This is a genomic window from Polaromonas sp. P1_F1 (assembly GCF_056405795.1).
Map to the genome: position 1 here is coordinate 1,141,742 of NZ_JBFUBJ010000001.1, position 15,949 is coordinate 1,157,690.

The 15,949-nt window shown below is 64.5% G+C and carries 18 protein-coding genes; 2 read left to right on the top strand and 16 right to left on the bottom strand.

All coding sequences use genetic code 11. The features are described from left to right. The first annotated feature begins 16 nt into the window (after positions 1-16). A complete protein-coding gene (locus AC1DZE_RS05465; protein WP_477668792.1) occupies positions 17-472 on the top strand; it encodes a DUF2917 domain-containing protein in 456 nt (151 codons plus the stop codon). A gap of 146 nt (positions 473-618) precedes the next feature. On the opposite strand, the gene AC1DZE_RS05470 is transcribed toward AC1DZE_RS05465, so the two are convergent. Together AC1DZE_RS05470 and hemN are read right to left on the bottom strand one after the other, a co-directional pair. Further along, a complete protein-coding gene (locus tag AC1DZE_RS05470) occupies positions 619-1,299 on the bottom strand; it encodes a sulfite exporter TauE/SafE family protein (protein ID WP_477671789.1) in 681 nt (226 codons plus the stop codon). Positions 1,300-1,313: 14 nt separating this feature from the next. Then, entirely contained in the window at positions 1,314-2,696 is a 1,383-nt protein-coding gene (hemN, locus tag AC1DZE_RS05475) for an oxygen-independent coproporphyrinogen III oxidase (protein ID WP_477671790.1), read from the bottom strand. A gap of 206 nt (positions 2,697-2,902) precedes the next feature. On the opposite strand from hemN, the gene AC1DZE_RS05480 reads away from it, so the two are divergent. Beyond that, complete coding sequence (locus AC1DZE_RS05480; protein WP_477699857.1) at positions 2,903-3,991, top strand: fatty acid desaturase; 1,089 nt, start codon at positions 2,903-2,905, stop codon at positions 3,989-3,991. A gap of 15 nt (positions 3,992-4,006) precedes the next feature. Here AC1DZE_RS05480 and AC1DZE_RS05485 read toward each other — a convergent pair whose 3' ends face one another. The 14 genes from AC1DZE_RS05485 to AC1DZE_RS05550 form a co-directional block, all read right to left on the bottom strand. Further along, positions 4,007-4,780, bottom strand: coding sequence for a helix-turn-helix domain-containing protein (locus AC1DZE_RS05485; protein ID WP_477668796.1), 774 nt, complete (start codon positions 4,778-4,780; stop codon positions 4,007-4,009). Then, positions 4,771-5,205 carry a response regulator gene (locus AC1DZE_RS05490; RefSeq protein WP_477668797.1) on the bottom strand — a complete coding sequence of 145 codons (435 nt, stop codon included), beginning with the start codon at positions 5,203-5,205 and terminating at the stop codon, positions 4,771-4,773. Before AC1DZE_RS05490 ends, AC1DZE_RS05485 begins: the two co-directional genes overlap by 10 nt. Before the next feature lie 139 nt (positions 5,206-5,344). Further along, the gene (locus AC1DZE_RS05495; protein ID WP_477671793.1) at positions 5,345-6,190 is read right to left on the bottom strand and encodes a universal stress protein; all 846 of its coding nucleotides are present in this window, start codon (positions 6,188-6,190) and stop codon (positions 5,345-5,347) included. A gap of 108 nt (positions 6,191-6,298) precedes the next feature. Further along, a complete protein-coding gene (locus tag AC1DZE_RS05500) occupies positions 6,299-6,943 on the bottom strand; it encodes a response regulator (RefSeq protein WP_477668799.1) in 645 nt (214 codons plus the stop codon). Beyond that, positions 6,940-8,214, bottom strand: a complete 1,275-nt coding sequence (locus tag AC1DZE_RS05505) for a PAS domain-containing sensor histidine kinase (protein WP_477671794.1) — start codon at positions 8,212-8,214, stop codon at positions 6,940-6,942. Before AC1DZE_RS05505 ends, AC1DZE_RS05500 begins: the two co-directional genes overlap by 4 nt. A 27-nt stretch (positions 8,215-8,241) precedes the next feature. Then, positions 8,242-8,493 carry a hypothetical protein gene (locus tag AC1DZE_RS05510; protein WP_457281521.1) on the bottom strand — a complete coding sequence of 84 codons (252 nt, stop codon included), beginning with the start codon at positions 8,491-8,493 and terminating at the stop codon, positions 8,242-8,244. Between the two features lie 27 nt (positions 8,494-8,520). Continuing rightward, positions 8,521-8,778 (bottom strand): nitrogen fixation protein FixH, encoded by a 258-nt coding sequence (locus AC1DZE_RS05515; RefSeq protein WP_477671795.1) that lies wholly within the window; start codon positions 8,776-8,778, stop codon positions 8,521-8,523. Positions 8,779-8,788: 10 nt separating this feature from the next. Next, positions 8,789-10,216 carry a cytochrome c oxidase accessory protein CcoG gene (gene ccoG, locus AC1DZE_RS05520; RefSeq protein WP_477668802.1) on the bottom strand — a complete coding sequence of 476 codons (1,428 nt, stop codon included), beginning with the start codon at positions 10,214-10,216 and terminating at the stop codon, positions 8,789-8,791. A gap of 7 nt (positions 10,217-10,223) precedes the next feature. Continuing rightward, a complete protein-coding gene (ccoP, locus tag AC1DZE_RS05525; protein ID WP_477668803.1) occupies positions 10,224-11,141 on the bottom strand; it encodes a cytochrome-c oxidase, cbb3-type subunit III in 918 nt (305 codons plus the stop codon). Positions 11,142-11,209: 68 nt separating this feature from the next. Further along, the gene (locus tag AC1DZE_RS05530) at positions 11,210-11,347 is read right to left on the bottom strand and encodes a cbb3-type cytochrome oxidase subunit 3 (protein ID WP_477668804.1); all 138 of its coding nucleotides are present in this window, start codon (positions 11,345-11,347) and stop codon (positions 11,210-11,212) included. 11 nt (positions 11,348-11,358) lie between these two features. Beyond that, positions 11,359-11,988, bottom strand: a complete 630-nt coding sequence (ccoO, locus tag AC1DZE_RS05535) for a cytochrome-c oxidase, cbb3-type subunit II (RefSeq protein WP_457281526.1) — start codon at positions 11,986-11,988, stop codon at positions 11,359-11,361. Positions 11,989-12,009: 21 nt separating this feature from the next. Continuing rightward, complete coding sequence (gene ccoN / locus AC1DZE_RS05540; RefSeq protein WP_477668805.1) at positions 12,010-13,443, bottom strand: cytochrome-c oxidase, cbb3-type subunit I; 1,434 nt, start codon at positions 13,441-13,443, stop codon at positions 12,010-12,012. A gap of 65 nt (positions 13,444-13,508) precedes the next feature. Next, the gene (ccoS, locus tag AC1DZE_RS05545) at positions 13,509-13,646 is read right to left on the bottom strand and encodes a cbb3-type cytochrome oxidase assembly protein CcoS (RefSeq protein WP_431095040.1); all 138 of its coding nucleotides are present in this window, start codon (positions 13,644-13,646) and stop codon (positions 13,509-13,511) included. After that, positions 13,647-15,941, bottom strand: coding sequence for a heavy metal translocating P-type ATPase (locus tag AC1DZE_RS05550; RefSeq protein ID WP_477668806.1), 2,295 nt, complete (start codon positions 15,939-15,941; stop codon positions 13,647-13,649). Positions 15,942-15,949: the final 8 nt, after the last annotated feature.

Consider the following 15,949-nt stretch of genomic DNA (forward strand, 5'->3'; position numbering starts at 1 on the left):
TCCAAAGAGGCTGATGATGAATGCGAAATCAAACGACGCCGTATCGCTCAGCGGCATCCGGCGCCTGGTGCCCGGCCAAGCGCTGCGTTTGCCGCGGCGCGGCGGCGAACTGACGGTGCTGCACGGCCGGCTCTGGCTGACGCTCCACAACGATCCCGGGGATCATTTCATCGAAGCCGGCCAGCGCGTGCGCCTTGGCACCAACAAGAACGCAGTGGTTGAATCCGCAGGAACCGCGCAGGGCGTGAGTCTGCACTGGGAGCCTTGTCGCCCGGGCTTCGTCAGTGCCTTGCTCGCCCGGCCCCTGAGCGGCACGGCCTTCCTGGCCTTTTTGGCGGCCCGCGGCTTCGCGGCGCTGGCCCTCAGCGCCGCGGCAGGCGCAAGACGCGCGCGTGGCCATCATGCGGTCAGCGACCGCCACGTGTTCATCACGCTGGAAGGCGGCGGGGCGCGAGGGTCAGGCCACCCTTGAGGAAAAAAGCCATCAACCCTTATCGGATGAGCGCAAACAGCTATTAAATTGATAGCAAACACGCCGTGACGCTCTTTTTTAGCGCTGCATGCCATCGCCACCGCGGCGGATGCCACCGGTGAACACAGGCCGGGCGCCGCATGGCCTCAGCCGAGCCCGCACCACTGCGCGATGCGGTGCATCATGTCGCCCCACAAACCGAGCACGGCGGCAAGCACCAACACCCCGCCAGCCAGGCGCACGCCAAGTTGCCCGCCCAGCCTATTGCCAGCGCGCCGAAGCCCAGCCAGTAGTTGCGGCGCCAGCAACAGGGAGACGCCGCTACCTACCGCAAAAGCCGCCATAGCCAGCGCACCTTGCAGCGGTCCGCCGCTGAGCGACGCCACCAGCAGCGCCGAATAAAGCAGGCTGCAGGGCATAAAGGCCCACAACGCGCCCACCGAGAACATGCCGCCGCGCGATGCGGCCACGGCACCCACCCTGGACCACGCGGAGCGGCCCGCGCGGTCGGCCCAGGCCGGCTGGCTGGCCTTCACCACCAGCATCAGGCCCCAGCCCAGCACGGCCAGGTGAAACAGCACCCAGAGCGGCTTGACCACGGCGGCCTGCTCCGTAATCCAGGCAAAACTTTGCACCGCCACGGCTGCCGTCGCGCCCGCGGTGGAATAGCCTACAAGCCGCCCGGCCTGAAAGACCAGCGGTGAATGTGCCTGCCGCTGCGGGCCCACGCGCCGGAGACCGCCACAGGCAGCGCCGCACATCACGGCGCAATGCGGTCCGCCGGCCAGCCCCATCAGCAAGGCCGTCATGGCGAGTGCGTAAGACATGGGCGGCGCCGCAATCAAATAATGCGCGAAAACCGGCTGCGGTTGAGGTCGGACTGCAGGTAGCGGTCGAACACCATGGCCACCGCGCGCAGCACGAAGCGCCCCTCGGGCGTCACTTCGATGCCGGTGTCAGACAGCACGACCAGGCCGGCGTGCTCCAGTTCGCGCAGGCGTTCGAGCTCGGGCGCGAAGTAGGCCTTGAAGTCCAGCATCCAGGCGAGTTCTATCGACTCGAACCAGACCCGGCCTTGGCACATGATGGCCATGATCACCGCGCGGCGCGCCAGGTCGTCCCGGCTTAGCGCCAGGCCGCGCGTAACCGGGAAGCGCCCCTGATCCAGCAGGTCGCAGTATTCCTCCAGGTCCTTGGCATTCTGGCTGTAGGTGGCGCCGACCGCGCCTATGGCCGACACGCCCAGACCCACCAGGTCGCGGTCGGGCTGGGTGCTATAGCCCTGGAAGTTGCGGTGCAACCGGCCCTCGCGGCTGGCCACGGCCAGCGCGTCGTTCTCAAGCGCGAAGTGGTCCATGCCGATGTAGCGGTAACCCGCGCCCTGCAAACGCTGCATGGCCTCGGCCAGCATGGCGGCCTTGTCCTCGGCCGCGGGCAGCAGCGCCGTTGGGATGTGCCGCTGCGGCTTGAAGCGCTCCGGCAAATGGGCATAGGCATAGAGGGCAATGCGGTCCGGCCTGAGCTCCTCGACCCGGCGTATGGTGCGCGCGAAGGACGTCTGTGTCTGCCGCGGCAAGCCGTAGATCAGGTCCACATTGATGGATTCAAACCCGAGCGCGCGCGCCTGCGCGACCAGCGCGAACACCTGTTCGGCGGGCTGGACGCGGTGCACGGCTTTTTGCACATCGGGGTCAAAATCCTGGACGCCGAAGCTCAGTCGGTTAAAGCCCAGGGCGGCCAGCGCGGCCAGGCGCGTGTTGTCCACAGTGCGTGGGTCTACCTCGATGGCCATTTCCGCACTGGCCGCGATGTCGAAGTTGCCTCTGAGCATGTCCATGAGCCGTGCGAGTTCCGCGTCGGACAAAAAAGTCGGCGTGCCCCCGCCCAGATGCAGCTGGCTAACGGGCTGCCCCTGCCCCAGTCGCGCCGTGTACAGGGCCACTTCGCGCTCAAGATAGCCCAGGTAGGCGGTGGCGCGGCTGTGCTGCTTGGTGATGATCTTGTTGCAGGCGCAGTAGTAGCACAGCGATTCGCAAAACGGGATGTGCACATACAGCGACAGCGGCGCCGCCGATGTCTCGGCCCGCACGCGTCTGTCGTCCAGCGCGTGGCTATGGTCGACGGCGGTAAAGGCCTCGACAAAACGGTCCGCTGTGGGAAAGGAGGTGTAGCGCGGCCCGGTGATGTCGAACCGTCGAAGGGCCTGGGGTAATACAGCGGGCATGGAATGTTTAGGGAATGTGAGGCCTCCACTGTGCCGCCCCTCCGCCCCGGCTGCGTTGATGTGGATCAACGAGGGCGCAAGGTGGGGCCGCCGGACGCGTTTGCCCTGTTCTTGACCTGCGTCAAATCGCCGCGAAGGGCACGCCGTAAGCTGGCGGCTTCCCCATTGCCCTGGGTGGACGGCCCCGGCTGCCAACCCTTCATCTCATGTCCCTGTCACAAGCAATCCAAGTAACCCAAGCTACTGTTCTTCCGCACCGAAAAGTCCTGCGTTCCTGGCTTCTTCCCGTCTCGACCAAAAACACCGGCCTTGCATTGGCGCTGGCCCTGATGGACCTTGCCCTGTTCGCTGCATGCATGGCCGGGGCGGTGCTCGCGGACCACCCCGCCCTCCAGGTGCTCATGGCCCTGCTGGCGGGGTTCATGATCGCCAGGCTGTTTATCCTCGGCCACGATGCGTGCCACCAGAGCTTCACCTCACACCGCAAACTCAACCGCTGGCTGGGCCGCCTGCTTTTTCTGCCCTCGCTCACACCCTACAGCCTGTGGGACGTCGGGCACAACATCGTGCATCACGGCTACACCAACCTCAGCGGCTTTGATTTCGTCTGGCAGCCCGCAACTCTTGAGGCCTATGAACGCCTGCCCGCCTGGAAGCGATGGCTGGAGCGCGTCTACCGCAGCGGCTGGGCGCCCTGGCTCTATTACCTCGTGGAAATCTGGTGGAAGCGGCTTTACTTCCCGTCCAAAGCCGTGATGCCCACACGGCGCGGCATTTTTGTCGCGGACAGCTTGCTGGTCACCGCCGCTGCCGCTGCCTGGGTCGCGGGCCTTGTGGTCACGGCATGGTCTACCGGCCAGTCGGCGCTCTGGCTTTTGGCTGTCGGCTTTTTCCTGCCGCTGCTGGTGTGGAACGGCCTTATAGGCTTTGTGGTCTACGTGCACCACACGCACACCCAGATCGCCTGGTACGACAACAAAAAGAGCTGGTCCGACGCAAACCCCTTTGTCTCCACCACCGTGCACCTGACCTTCAACTCGTTTTTCGGCGCGGCGCTGCACCACATCATGGAGCACACCGCCCACCACGTCGACATGGGCGTGCCGCTGTACCGCCTCAAGCAGGCCCAGGCCGTCCTGGAGGCCAGGCTACCCGGCCACATCGTTGTACAGCCCTTTTCATGGCACTGGTACTTCGACACGGCGCGCCGCTGCAAGCTTTACGACTTCGAGGGGCGGCAATGGACGGATTTTTCCGGCAATCCGACCTCGCAAGGGATGGCCGGGCCCGTTTAAGCCGTAAACAGGTTGTCAGTGGACGCGCGTGTCGAAGACCTGTTTGAGGGCCGCATGGTCAAGGATGCGGATGTGGCGCTTGTCGACTTCAAGGATGCCCTGTTGCTGGAAAGCGGAAAAGGTGCGGCTCACGGTCTCCAGTTTCATGCCCAGGTAGCTGCCGATTTCGGCACGCGACATGCGCAGGTGAAACTCGCTGGCCGAGTAGCCGCGTAACTTGAGCCGCTGCGACAGGTTAAGCAGGAAGGCGGCCAGCCGCTCTTCGGCGTTCATGCTGCCCAGCAGCATCATCAGGCTGTGTTCCTTGACGATCTCCCGGCTCATCAGCCGGCCGACGGCCTGCTGCATGTCGGCACTGGTCGCGGCCAGGCCGCTGATCTGGTCGTAGGGAATGGTGCAGACTTCAGTGTCTTCGAGCGCGGTGGAGTTGCTGGCATACGCGCCGTTGGCAATACCGTCCAGGCCCATCAGCTCACCGGCCATCTGGAAGCCGCTGACCTGCTCACGGCCGTCCGCGAGCGTGAGGCTGGATTTGAAGGTGCCGATGCGCACCGCATAAATGTTGCGGAAAGCCTGGCCCTCATGGTAGAGCGTCTGCCCCGCCTTGACCTTGATCCGGCTGAAGTGGAGATCGTCCAGTCCCCCCACATCGGCGGGCTTCATGCCGCAGGGCAGGCAAAGGTCGCGCAGATTGCAGTTCGAGCAGGGAGTCTTCAGCGGCAGGATGGCGGCGGAAGAAATGCCGCCGACGGATGAAGTGCCGCTGGTGGATGAACAGGCTACAGGCATGATGACTCCTTGGATTGGGAGGAAGAAACGGATTGATCCACACGCCGCGGCTGCGCAAGCATTGCCACGGTGTCCCCGAGTTGGTAAAACTCGGCGTGTTTATCGAGGAAGCAGGCAGCACCCGCAGCCAGGTAGCGCGCACGGTAGGCGGCCTCGGCATGGTTGCTGAGGATGATGAAAGGAATGTCTTGCGTGGTTTTGAGGATGGACTGCAGCACCTGCATGCCCGTGCCCTTCTCGAATTGCACGTCAAGCACCACCACATCGGGCTGCGTCGCCAGGATGCCCGAGACCGCAGACTCCGGCGTATCGGCCTGGCCCGCGACCACCACGCCCCGGGCGGTAAGCATTTCGGCAACGCTGCGGCGGCTCAGCGCGGAATCGTCGGCCAGAAAGACCCGGGTGGGTGAAGCGGTGTGTTGCATGCCTCTACTGTCGCGCAGGCGGCGCGGCAGGGACATCGTCTTTTGCTGAAAGGCCGGCTCGGATAAGGCTGGTTCGCCGGCACCGGCGCTCCGATCCAGACTCGGAAATTTCCGAGCCTGTACCGACCAGCGCGCCCGCTTAATGCGCCATCAAAACCGGCAGCGTCATGCTTTTGAGGACGGTCCGGGATGCGCCGCCCAATACCCATTCATAGGCGCGGGCGCGGCCATAGCAGCCCATCACCAGCAAGTCCGCCTGCAGATCGAACGCGCGCGACAGCAGCAGGTCGCCCAGGTTCCCGGGTTCCGCGCCTTCCACATTTTCCCGGTGCCAGCTGGCCTGGACACCTTGGATCTTCAGGTAAGAGACGATATTCGGACCTGCGCCCGTAGCCGCCACGGCATCAACGCCCCAGCTCAGGATATGCACCGAGTTTGCGTTGCGCAGGATGGGCAGGGCCGCGGTCACCGCGCGTGCGGCTCCGCGGGTGGGCTTCCAGGCGATCACCACATTGCCCGGCAAACCCGGTTTTGCCGACGTGTAGGGCAGCACCAGTGCCGGCCGCCCGCTCAGGGCGATCACGGCCTCCGGAAAATCCGCCGGCATCAGTGTGGACCAGCCCTCGCCCGGGCCGTGCTGGCCCAGCACCAGCAAGTCGGCATAAAGCGCCTGTTCGGCAAAGGCCGACACCAGCGGGAATTCATGAACTTCAGCCCAGGTGGCCGACAACCCCGCGGGCCTGAGCTGCTCGAACACCGAACGTGCCCGCGCCAGTTCGGTGTCCTGCACGTTCTCCCGCCTCACGGCCAGGCCGACGCCGATGCCGGAGGCGACGGGAAGCGCCTCCGAGGCCGAAGGCGATGCATACAGCGCCGTGATGCCGGCGCCATGCTGCGCGGCAAGCCGGCAGGCAAATTCAAGGCGTTGCGCGAATTGCGGCGAGGCATCGGCGTGGACCAGCAGCTGTTTCAGTTCATTGCCCATGGAACACCTCCCGGTGCAGAGTTTGGATACCCTGACTGTAGGCAGATGCACCCAAGGCCGTATTGACCCTCGTCAACACCATGCACTTTGCGCGGCCGCTTTCAGCGTTCAGCTGTCCAGCGGTTCGGCCAGCCCGTGCTTGATGGCGTAGCGGATCAGTTCGCTCTGGTTTTGCAGCCCCATTTTTTGCATGAGGTTGGTCTTGTGGGTGCTGACGGTCTTGACCGACAGGTTCAGCCGCGTGCCAATGTCCGTGAGAGAGACGCCGGCCACCAGCAGCTGCAGCACCTCGAACTCGCGGTTGGAAAGGCTCTCGTGCGGAACCGCCTGGCTACCGGGCATCGCGCCCAACGCAAGCTGTTCCGCCACCTCGGCGCTGATGAAGGCGCCGCCCGAAGCGACCTTGCGTATGGCCTGCTCCAGCTGGTCCGGTGCGCTCTCTTTGGTCAGGTAGCCGCTGGCGCCGTTCTTGATCGCGCGCACGGCGTACTGCAGCTCCTGGTGCATGCTCAGGACCAGGATGCGCAGCTGCGGTTTTTCGCCGCGAATCAGCTTGATGAGCTCCATGCCGCTGCGCCCCGGCATGGAGAGGTCCAGCACCAGCACGTCGAAGGCCAGCTCGCGCACGCGCTGCATGACTTCCGTTCCGTTGCCGGCCTCGCCGGCGACCTCCATGTCCTCGATGGAGGACACGATGCGCTTGAGCCCCTCCCGCACGATTGAATGGTCGTCGGCAATCACAATCCTGATCACGTAATGTCTCCTGTTTCGGGCACCGGGATGCTAACCCGTATGCGGGTGCCCTGGCCCGGCGCGGTGTCTATGTCCACCGTTCCCTGCAGCAAGCGGGCCCGCTCGTGCAGGCCCATCAGGCCCAGCGAACTGGGCTTGCGCGGCGCGTCCAGGGCGAATCCGGCACCGTCGTCGACCACTTCGAGAACCACGGCCGCGTCAGTCCTCGCGATGCGCACCTCGACTTGCGACGCACCCGCGTGCTTGGCCACGTTTACAAGCGACTCCTGCACGATGCGGAATACCGCCGTGGCATACGGTTCGGCCAGTTCAACGTCCTCGTCCAGCGACAGTTTGCATGCCACGGCATGGCGCTGGGTGAAGTTGTGGGTGAGCCATTGGATGGCCGGCACCAGGCCCAGGTCGTCCAGCAGCAGCGGCCGCAAATCCGACGCGATGCGGCGCGTGGCGGCCACCGTGGTGTCCAGCAAGCCAAGCATGTCGTCGAGTTTGGCCCGCACGGCACCCGCATCCGGGGACAAGGCTTCCCGAATCCAGGTGGCGTCCATTTTGATCGCTGTCAGTGACTGCGCGAGTTCGTCATGCAGCTCGCGCGCGATCCGTGTTTTCTCGCTCTCGCGGATGGCGTGGGCCGCCGAGGCGAAGGCGCTCAGTTCCTCGCTGGCGCGCACGCGCTCGGTCACGTCGCGCAGGATCACGGTGTAAAGCTTGCCGTGCGTGGTATCGAGCTGCGAGATCGAGGCTTCCAGGGGAAACTCTTCGCCGCTGGCCCTGAGCCCGTAAAGCACCGTGCCGTCTCCCATGCGCCGCGAGGTCGTGCCGGTCTGGCCGAAACGCCTTAGCTGCTCGCCGTGCGCGCCCTGGTGCCGCTGCGGGATCAGGCGCGTGAGCTGCTGGCCCAACATCTCTCGCGTGGGCCAGCCGAATATTTTCTCGGCGGCCTTGTTGTAGAGGATCACGTGCTGTTCTTTGTCCACAGTGATGATGGCGTCCATGGCCGAATCCAGCAGGCCGGCCAGCCTCGCGTCCGCGCCCTCCAGCGCTTGCTTGCCGATACGGTCTCGCGCCGCGTCGCGCCCGGCCAGCAGCCAGGCGATGCCGCAAGTGGCGGCGGCCAGCGCCGTAACCAGCGGCAGGCCCGGCAGCGACTGCGGGCTGGATGCCAGATGGACGGCGGCCAGCAGCGTAAGGGTTGCCATCACGGCCAGCGCGATGGCCATGGAACGCCGGCGCTTCGGCACTGCGTCACCTATGTGGGGGAACAAGGACATGGGCAGCTTCGGGAGTGGAACCCGATCTTACCGCCCGGCCCTTTCTGCGGAAGCCGGCACAGGCCCCATCAGCAGCACCGTCAAGGCGCTGGAGGCCGCGCAAGCAAGCCAGAATACAAAAAAGGCGGCGGTCTGCAGCGCCAGCCGGGACAGCCCCGCGGGTTGCCCGTAACGCAGCATTTCCTCAGGGTCGAACAGTCCGAAGAGCAGCAGTTCCAGCAGGCAGGCCGACAGAAAGGCCGGCCAGGCGATGCCCAGTATCTTGTTGGCTGAAATCATGGCGTCTCCTCTTTGTGTTGCAGGCGATCAGGGGCGAGCCGTTTTGTCGGGTGTGGCCGCGTGGTTGCGCCCCTCCAGGGCAGGCGCCAGCGCCCTGGGTTGATGCAGCGCATTGGTTCGCGAGGCCCGCGCCGGCTCCTGTCCGCCTATCACGGCATCCGGATACTTGACGGCCAGAAAGGCTGTCACCACGCCTGCCACGACCACGGCGGCGGGCCCGGAAATCACCAGCCAGACATGGCCGTGCTTCCACCAGGGGGAGGCTTGGGTGGGAATGGTATTCATGAAAGGCCTTTCATCGCGGAACCAGGAACACGGACTTTTCTTCGACGTGGGCGCGCCCGCTCTCATCGCCGACACGGAACACGATGGCGTGCGAGCCGGCCGGCGCCGAGCCGTAGGGAATCTGCAGCCGCACCGCGACCCAGCGGGATTCGGTGGGTCCCACGCTGACCTCGGCCTCGGAGGCGACCGTCAGGCCCTCCAGTCCGGCAGCCGCAATCGTGTAGCGCTGCGGCTGCTCGGTGGCGTTCATGATCTGCAGGCGGTACACGTTTTCCAGCCGCCCACCGGCAACGATGCGCGACAGCGCCGCGCGGTCGCGCACCACGTCAACCTTCAGCGGCATGCGCGCCACCAGGCTCCACAGCAGCGCCAGGCACAGCACGCCCAGAAGCGTGGTGTAGACCAGCACGCGCGGCCGCAGCACCCGGCGCAGCATGCGCGAAGCGCTCCATTTCCCGGCCAGCGCGTTCTGGGTCGTGAAGCGGATCAGGCCTCGTGCATAACCCATCTTGTCCATCACGCCGTCACACACGTCCACGCAGGCGGCGCAGCCTATGCACTCATACTGCAGGCCCTCGCGAATGTCTATGCCCGTTGGACAGACCTGCACGCACAGGGTGCAATCGACACATGCGCCCAGAGACAATGCCGAGGCGTCGGCGTGGCGCGACCTGGCGCCGCGCGGTTCACCCCGCGCGGGGTCGTAACTCACGATCAGCGTGTCCTTGTCGAACATCGCGCTCTGAAAACGCGCATAGGGGCACATGTATTTGCACACCTGCTCGCGCAGGAAACCGGCATTGCCGTAAGTGGCGAAACCGTAAAACAAGACCCAGAAGATTTCCCAGCCACCCATTTTGGTCTGCAGGAACTGCAGGATCAGCTCGCGGGCCGGCACGAAATAAGCGACAAAGGTAAAGCCGGTCCACATCGCCACACCTATCCAGAGGATGTGCTTGAACCACTTCTTGACCAGTTTTTCCAGGGAGAAAGGGGCGCCGTCCAGCCGCAACCTGGCCGTGCGGTCGCCCTCCACCTTGCGCTCTATCCAGAGGAAGATTTCGGTATAGACCGTCTGCGGGCAGGCAAAGCCGCACCACAGGCGGCCCGCCACTGCCGTGAACAGGAACAGCGACAAAGCGCTGGCGACCAGCAGGCCGGTCAGGTAGATGAAGTCCTGCGGGTACAGCACATAACCGAATAGATAAAAGCGCCGCGCCTCCAGGTCGAACAGCACCGCCTGGCGCTGCCCCCACTGTAGCCACGGCAAGCCATAGAAAAACAGCTGGGTCAAGATGACGAATGCCCAGCGCCAGCGCGCGAAAAGCCCGCTCACGGAGCGCGGGTAGATTTTCTTTTGCGCCTCGTACAGCGACTCCCCTGCCGGCTCCGCCGCCGGCACGATGGGAATGATTTTTCGCAGTGGCAGCTGGGTCACTGTCGCCTCAAAGTTTTGCCGCAGCGGCTTTGTTGGAGAGTCCCCAGATGTAAGCTGTCAACACATGGATCTGCGCTTCCGTGAGCTTGCCGGCCTGCGCAGGCATCTCGTTGGTTTTGCCTTTGTTAACAATGTCAACGATGGCCTGCTCTCCCCAGCCGTGCAGCCAGATGTCGTCGGCAAGGTTGGGCGCGCCTATCGCGGTATTGCCCTTGCCGTCCATGCCGTGGCAGGCCGCGCAGGCGGTGAATTTGGATTTGCCGAGCTGCGCGCGCAGTGAATCGTGGGGACCACCGGAAAGGCTCAGCACATAATTCGCCACGTTCTTGACATCATCAGGCGTTCCTACAGCGGCCGCCATGGGCGGCATCTGACCCTTGCGACCCAAGGTCAAGGTTTCCCTGATTTTTTCGGTTGAGCCGCCGTGCAGCCAATCGTTGTCAGCGAGGTTGGGAAAACCCTTGCTGCCGCGTGCGTCCGAGCCGTGGCACTGGGCGCAGTTGTTCATGAAGAGGCGCTCGCCCACCGCCATGGCATTGGCATCACCCGCGAGTTCGTCCGCGCCTTTGGCAGTGAAGCCGGCATACAGCGGCGCAAGTTCCTTGTTTGCGTTTTCCATCGCGGTGTTGTATTCGCCACGCGTGCTCCAGCCCATTTCGCCCGGGTAAGCACCAAGGCCCGGGTAGGCGACCAGGTAGAGCAAGGAATAGATCACGCTGATCACGAACAGCCACATCCACCAGCGCGGCATCGGGTTGTTGGACTCGCGCAAGTCTTCATCCCAGACGTGACCCGTCGTGTTGTCGCTGCGCTCGGGCATCTTTTTGCGGGCCGTGGCCCACAGCAGGACCAAGGCGCCGAGGATGCCGACCAGGGTCAGCGCGGCCACATACCAGGACCAGAAGTTGTCAGTGAAATCGCTCATACGTCACACCTGATGAGTTGTGCGGTAAAGAAAAAACCGGTGAAGAGGGTTTGCATGGCGCGGTTCCCCTAGTCCTGCAGGAAGGGGATCTTTGCGTCCTCTTCAAAGCGTTTGTGGTTGCGGCTGGAATAGGCCCACACCAGCAAGCCGACGAAGGTGGCAAAACACAGCAGGGTTGCGATGATGCGCAGCGTGTTGACGTCCATGGTGCTCTCCTTTACTTCAGGGCCTTGCCCATAACTTGCAGATAGGCCACCAGGGCATCCATTTCCGTCTTGCCCTTCACCACACCGGCGGCCTCGGCGATTTCGGCGTCGGTATAAGGCACCCCCACCCTGCGCAGTGCTGTCATGCGGGGCGCCATGTCGGCGGGGTCGACGGGTTTCTTCTCCAGCCAGCTATAGGCCGGCATGTTGGATTCAGGGACCAGGTCGCGCGGATTGTTCAGGTGGATACGGTGCCATTCGTCGGTGTACTTGCCGCCCACGCGGTGCAGGTCGGGCCCGGTGCGCTTGCTGCCCCACTGGAAGGGATGGTCGTAGACAAATTCCCCGGCCACCGAATAGTGACCATAGCGCAGCGTCTCTGCGCGAAACGGGCGAATCATCTGCGAGTGGCAGTTATAGCAACCTTCCCTCAGGTAGATGTCGCGGCCGGCTAGTTGCAACGCTCCATAGGGCTTGACGCCTTCGAGCGGCGCGGTGGTCGACTTCTGGAAGAACAGCGGCACGATTTCCACCAGGCCGCCGACGGCGATCACCAGCAGGATCAGGATGATCATCAGGAAGTTGTTGGTTTCGATCTTCTCGTGCGAGAAGCCGGCCGCAGAGGGAGTTTCGTCTTTCATGGGATGTACTTTCTTCTCTTGTTATGCGTGGGCCAGTGCGGGCACCAGCACCCGGACGGGGCGACCCTTGGCCACCGTCATGCAGACGTTCCAGGCCATCAGCAGCATGCCGCCCAGGTACAGCAGCCCGCCGAAGAAGCGCACCACATAGAAGGGATAGGTGGCCTTGACCGCTTCGACAAAGGTGTAGGTCAGGGTTCCGTCGGCGTTGACGGCGCGCCACATCAGGCCCTGCATCACGCCGGCGATCCACATGGCGGCGATGTACAGCACGATGCCCACGGTGGCGGTCCAGAAATGCACCTCGATGGCGCGCATCGAATACATCTGCTTTTGCCCGAACAGGCGGGGGATCAGGTAATACAGCGTGCCCATGGAAATCAGCCCCACCCAGCCGAGCGCGCCCGAATGCACGTGGCCCACGGTCCAGTCCGTGTAGTGCGAGAGCGCATTGACGGTCTTGATGGACATCAGCGGGCCCTCGAAGGTACTCATGCCGTAGAAGGACAGCGACACGATCAGGAAGCGCAGGATGGGGTCGTCGCGCAGCTTGTGCCAGGCGCCGGACAGCGTCATCACGCCGTTGATCATCCCGCCCCAGCTGGGCGCCAGCAGGATCAGCGAGAACACCATGCCCACCGATTGCGTCCAGTCAGGCAAGGCCGTGTAGTGCAGGTGATGCGGGCCCGCCCACATATAGGTGAAGATCAGCGCCCAGAAGTGGACGATGGACAGGCGGTAGCTGTAGACCGGCCGCTCCGCCTGCTTGGGGATGAAGTAATACATCATGCCCAGGAAGCCCGCGGTGAGGAAGAAACCCACTGCGTTGTGGCCGTACCACCACTGCACCATCGCGTCCTGCACGCCTGCATAAGCGGAATAGGATTTCATCCAGCCGGCCGGAATCTCCGCGCTATTGACCACATGCAGTACCGCTACCGCCAGAATGAAGGCGCCGTAAAACCAGTTGGCCACGTAGATGTGCCGGACCTTGCGGATTCCCAGCGTGCCGAAAAAGACGATGGCATAGGACACCCAGACCAGGGTGATGAGGATGTCGATGGGCCATTCGAGTTCGGCGTATTCCTTGCCGGTGGTGTAGCCCAGCGGCAGGCTGATCGCGGCGCCCAGGATGACCAGCTGCCAGCCCCAGAAAGTAAAGGCGGCCAGCCGCGGTGCAAACAGCGGCACGCTGCTGGTGCGCTGGACCACGTAGTAGCTGCTGCCGATCAATGCGCAGCCGCCGAAGGCGAAGATGACGGCATTGGTGTGCAGCGGCCTGAGCCGGCCATAGCTGAGCCAGGGAACGCCGAAATTCAGTTCAGGCCATGCCAGTTGGGCGGCGATGAACAGGCCCACCCCCATGCCCACCACGCCCCAGAGCACCGCCGCCAGTGAAAACTGGCGAACCACCGTGTCGTGATAGGCGATCCCTCGTGTCGTTTCTTCGTTCATGAAGCACCTTTTGTCTTGATGCTTCAAAGTGTCGATGCGGCGTGGGTCGCGCCATTTGATGCAAGTCAATCAGTGTGAAGAATGCGCTCGGCTTCCTGCTCAAGCGCCTCGAATTGACCTCGCCATACCGCCCAGCCCAGCGCTCCGATGATGAGCAACGCCAGTACTACAGACAGCGGAATCAGTAAAAACAGGATGTCCATTCAGTGTTCCGACACGCCGCGCGCCAGCCTCGCGGAATTGACGACCACCAGCAAGGAGCTCGCCGCCATGCCGAAGCCGGCCAGCCAGATCGGCATATAGCCCAAGATCGCCAACGGTACGCAGACCGCGTTGTAAACCGCTGCCCACAACAGGTTCTGCCGCACTACCGCCCGGGTGCGCCGCGCCTGCGCGACAAGGGCTGGCACCGTGAGCAGCCGGTTGCCGGTCATGATGAAATCCGACCTGGCCTGGGCCACCGGCACGGCCTGGCCCATGGCGACGGACACATCAGCCACGGCCAGCACCGGCCCGTCGTTCATGCCGTCGCCCACCATCATGACGCGATGGCCCTCGCGCTGAAGGCGGCGCACATGTTCCAGTTTGACCTCCGGCGTGCATTCGCCAAAGCACCATTCGATGCCGGCCCGGCGCGCAAGGTGAGCCACTGCCTGGCCAGTATCGCCCGAAAGCAGCTGCACGCGGACACCGAGTTTGAGCAAGTCGCCCACGGCCTGGGCCGCGTCGGGCCGCATCGCTTCGTCAAGCTCGAAACCCGCGAGGTAATGGTCACCGTCGGACAGATGGGCCTGCAGCACCGGCACATCACGCCCCGGTACAGGCACGCGGCAAAAAAAGGCCGACCCCAGGTAGAGGTAGTGTGGCTCGCTGCCATCCAACCGGGCGACCTTGCCGCGCAGGCCGCGACCTGTGATCTCCTCCACTTCACTGGCCACCCAATCCGTCGCGGGAAAACGGGCAGCGATGGCGCGTGAGACCGGATGCAACGAATGCCTGGCCAGCGCACCCGCCCAGTCACAGGCCTCGTCGCGATTCCCACCGGCAGGCACATGGACCATGACGACCTGCATGCGGTCTTCCGTCAGTGTGCCGGTTTTGTCGAAGATCACGGTGTCGATGGCCGCGCAGCTTTCCAGCGCCTGCAGCTTGCGCACCAGCACGCCACGCCGTGCCAACGCGCCCGCACCGGCCAGCATGGCCGCCGGCGTGGCCAGCGACAGGGCACAAGGGCAGGTCACGATGAGCACCGCAACCGCGACCGCCATCGCATGCGCCTGACCAAAAGGCCACCACCACACGGCTGCGACGGCGCTCGCCATCAGCACAGCCACCAGAAAAGGGCTGGCGATGCGGTCCACCAACTGCACCAGGCCGGGTTTTTCGACCGAGGCCTGCTCCATCAGGGCGACGATTTCGGCGTAACGGGTTTGCGGCCCAACCCGCTCAACGCGCACCAGCAACACCCCCGTGAGATTATGGCTGCCGGCGATGACGCCGTTGCCCACCCGCCGCAGCAAGGGTTTGGATTCGCCCGTCAGCAGCGACTGGTCAACGCGGCTCTCGCCACCCTCCACCGCCCCATCCGCGGGAAAGGCCTGCCCCGGCAGCACGCGAACCAGGTCGCCCGGCACGAGGCGGCGGACGGCCACCGCGCGGAAACTGCCGTCGGCTTCCTGTCGGTCCACGCTGTCCGGCAGCCGCCGCATGAGCGCGTCCAGCGCACCGGCGGTGCGGTCCCGCAGGCGCTGCTCCAGCAGCCGGCCCGAGAGCAGGAAAAACACAAACATGGGCACCGAGTCATAGGAGGCATGCTCGCCCCAGGCGCTGGCCGGGTCAAAGGTCGCGGCCGTGCTGGCCCCGAAGGCAATCAGCACGCCCAGCGCCACCGGTACGTCCATGCCTATGCGCAGGTTCCGCAGGTCGCGCAGCGCCGCCGAGAAAAAAGGCCAGCAGGAAAACAGCAACACCGGCAAGGTCAGCACCCAGGAGGCCCATCCCAGAAGCGCCTGGATGTCGGGCGTGATCTCACCGGCCGGCGCAAGGTAGGCCGGCGCGGCATACATCATGACCTGCATCATGCAAAAGCCCGCCACCAGCCAGCGCCACAGCATCACGCGCTGGGCCTGTACCCTGCGGCCGGCCAGCAGCAGGTCGCCCGCCGGCAAGGCGCCGTAGCCAGCTTGGCGCAATGCCGCCATCCAGAGAGACGGGCGTGTGGCTTGCGGCCGCCATTGAAGCCGCGCCGTGGCATTAACACCGTTGACTTCGACCGTATCCACGCCGGGCAGCCTGCGGAGCACCTCCTCGATCGTGAGCGCGCAGGCCGCGCAGTGCATGCCCTCGATCACCAGGCAGGACTCCCACCAACCTTCACGCCCCGGCACCGGCCGGCTGAAGCCTTCCCATTCGGCCGGCTCGTCCAGCGCGCTCCACGCGGCGGCGTCAGGCATGGCGGGCTGCGCCGGGCCGGCGGTCAGGAAGGGTGCGGCTTGCATGACGACAG

Coding starts and splice junctions, on each gene's coding strand:
- AC1DZE_RS05465 (WP_477668792.1), top strand. CDS start 17: ATGAATGCGAAATCAAACGACGCCGTATCGCTCAGCGGCATCCGGCGC.
- AC1DZE_RS05470 (WP_477671789.1), bottom strand. CDS start 1,299: ATGTCTTACGCACTCGCCATGACGGCCTTGCTGATGGGGCTGGCCGGC.
- hemN (WP_477671790.1), bottom strand. CDS start 2,696: ATGCCCGCTGTATTACCCCAGGCCCTTCGACGGTTCGACATCACCGGG.
- AC1DZE_RS05480 (WP_477699857.1), top strand. CDS start 2,903: ATGTCCCTGTCACAAGCAATCCAAGTAACCCAAGCTACTGTTCTTCCG.
- AC1DZE_RS05485 (WP_477668796.1), bottom strand. CDS start 4,780: ATGCCTGTAGCCTGTTCATCCACCAGCGGCACTTCATCCGTCGGCGGC.
- AC1DZE_RS05490 (WP_477668797.1), bottom strand. CDS start 5,205: ATGCAACACACCGCTTCACCCACCCGGGTCTTTCTGGCCGACGATTCC.
- AC1DZE_RS05495 (WP_477671793.1), bottom strand. CDS start 6,190: ATGGGCAATGAACTGAAACAGCTGCTGGTCCACGCCGATGCCTCGCCG.
- AC1DZE_RS05505 (WP_477671794.1), bottom strand. CDS start 8,214: ATGTCCTTGTTCCCCCACATAGGTGACGCAGTGCCGAAGCGCCGGCGT.
- AC1DZE_RS05510 (WP_457281521.1), bottom strand. CDS start 8,493: ATGATTTCAGCCAACAAGATACTGGGCATCGCCTGGCCGGCCTTTCTG.
- AC1DZE_RS05515 (WP_477671795.1), bottom strand. CDS start 8,778: ATGAATACCATTCCCACCCAAGCCTCCCCCTGGTGGAAGCACGGCCAT.
- ccoP (WP_477668803.1), bottom strand. CDS start 11,141: ATGAGCGATTTCACTGACAACTTCTGGTCCTGGTATGTGGCCGCGCTG.
- AC1DZE_RS05530 (WP_477668804.1), bottom strand. CDS start 11,347: ATGGACGTCAACACGCTGCGCATCATCGCAACCCTGCTGTGTTTTGCC.
- ccoO (WP_457281526.1), bottom strand. CDS start 11,988: ATGAAAGACGAAACTCCCTCTGCGGCCGGCTTCTCGCACGAGAAGATC.
- ccoN (WP_477668805.1), bottom strand. CDS start 13,443: ATGAACGAAGAAACGACACGAGGGATCGCCTATCACGACACGGTGGTT.
- ccoS (WP_431095040.1), bottom strand. CDS start 13,646: ATGGACATCCTGTTTTTACTGATTCCGCTGTCTGTAGTACTGGCGTTG.
- AC1DZE_RS05550 (WP_477668806.1), bottom strand. CDS start 15,941: ATGCAAGCCGCACCCTTCCTGACCGCCGGCCCGGCGCAGCCCGCCATG.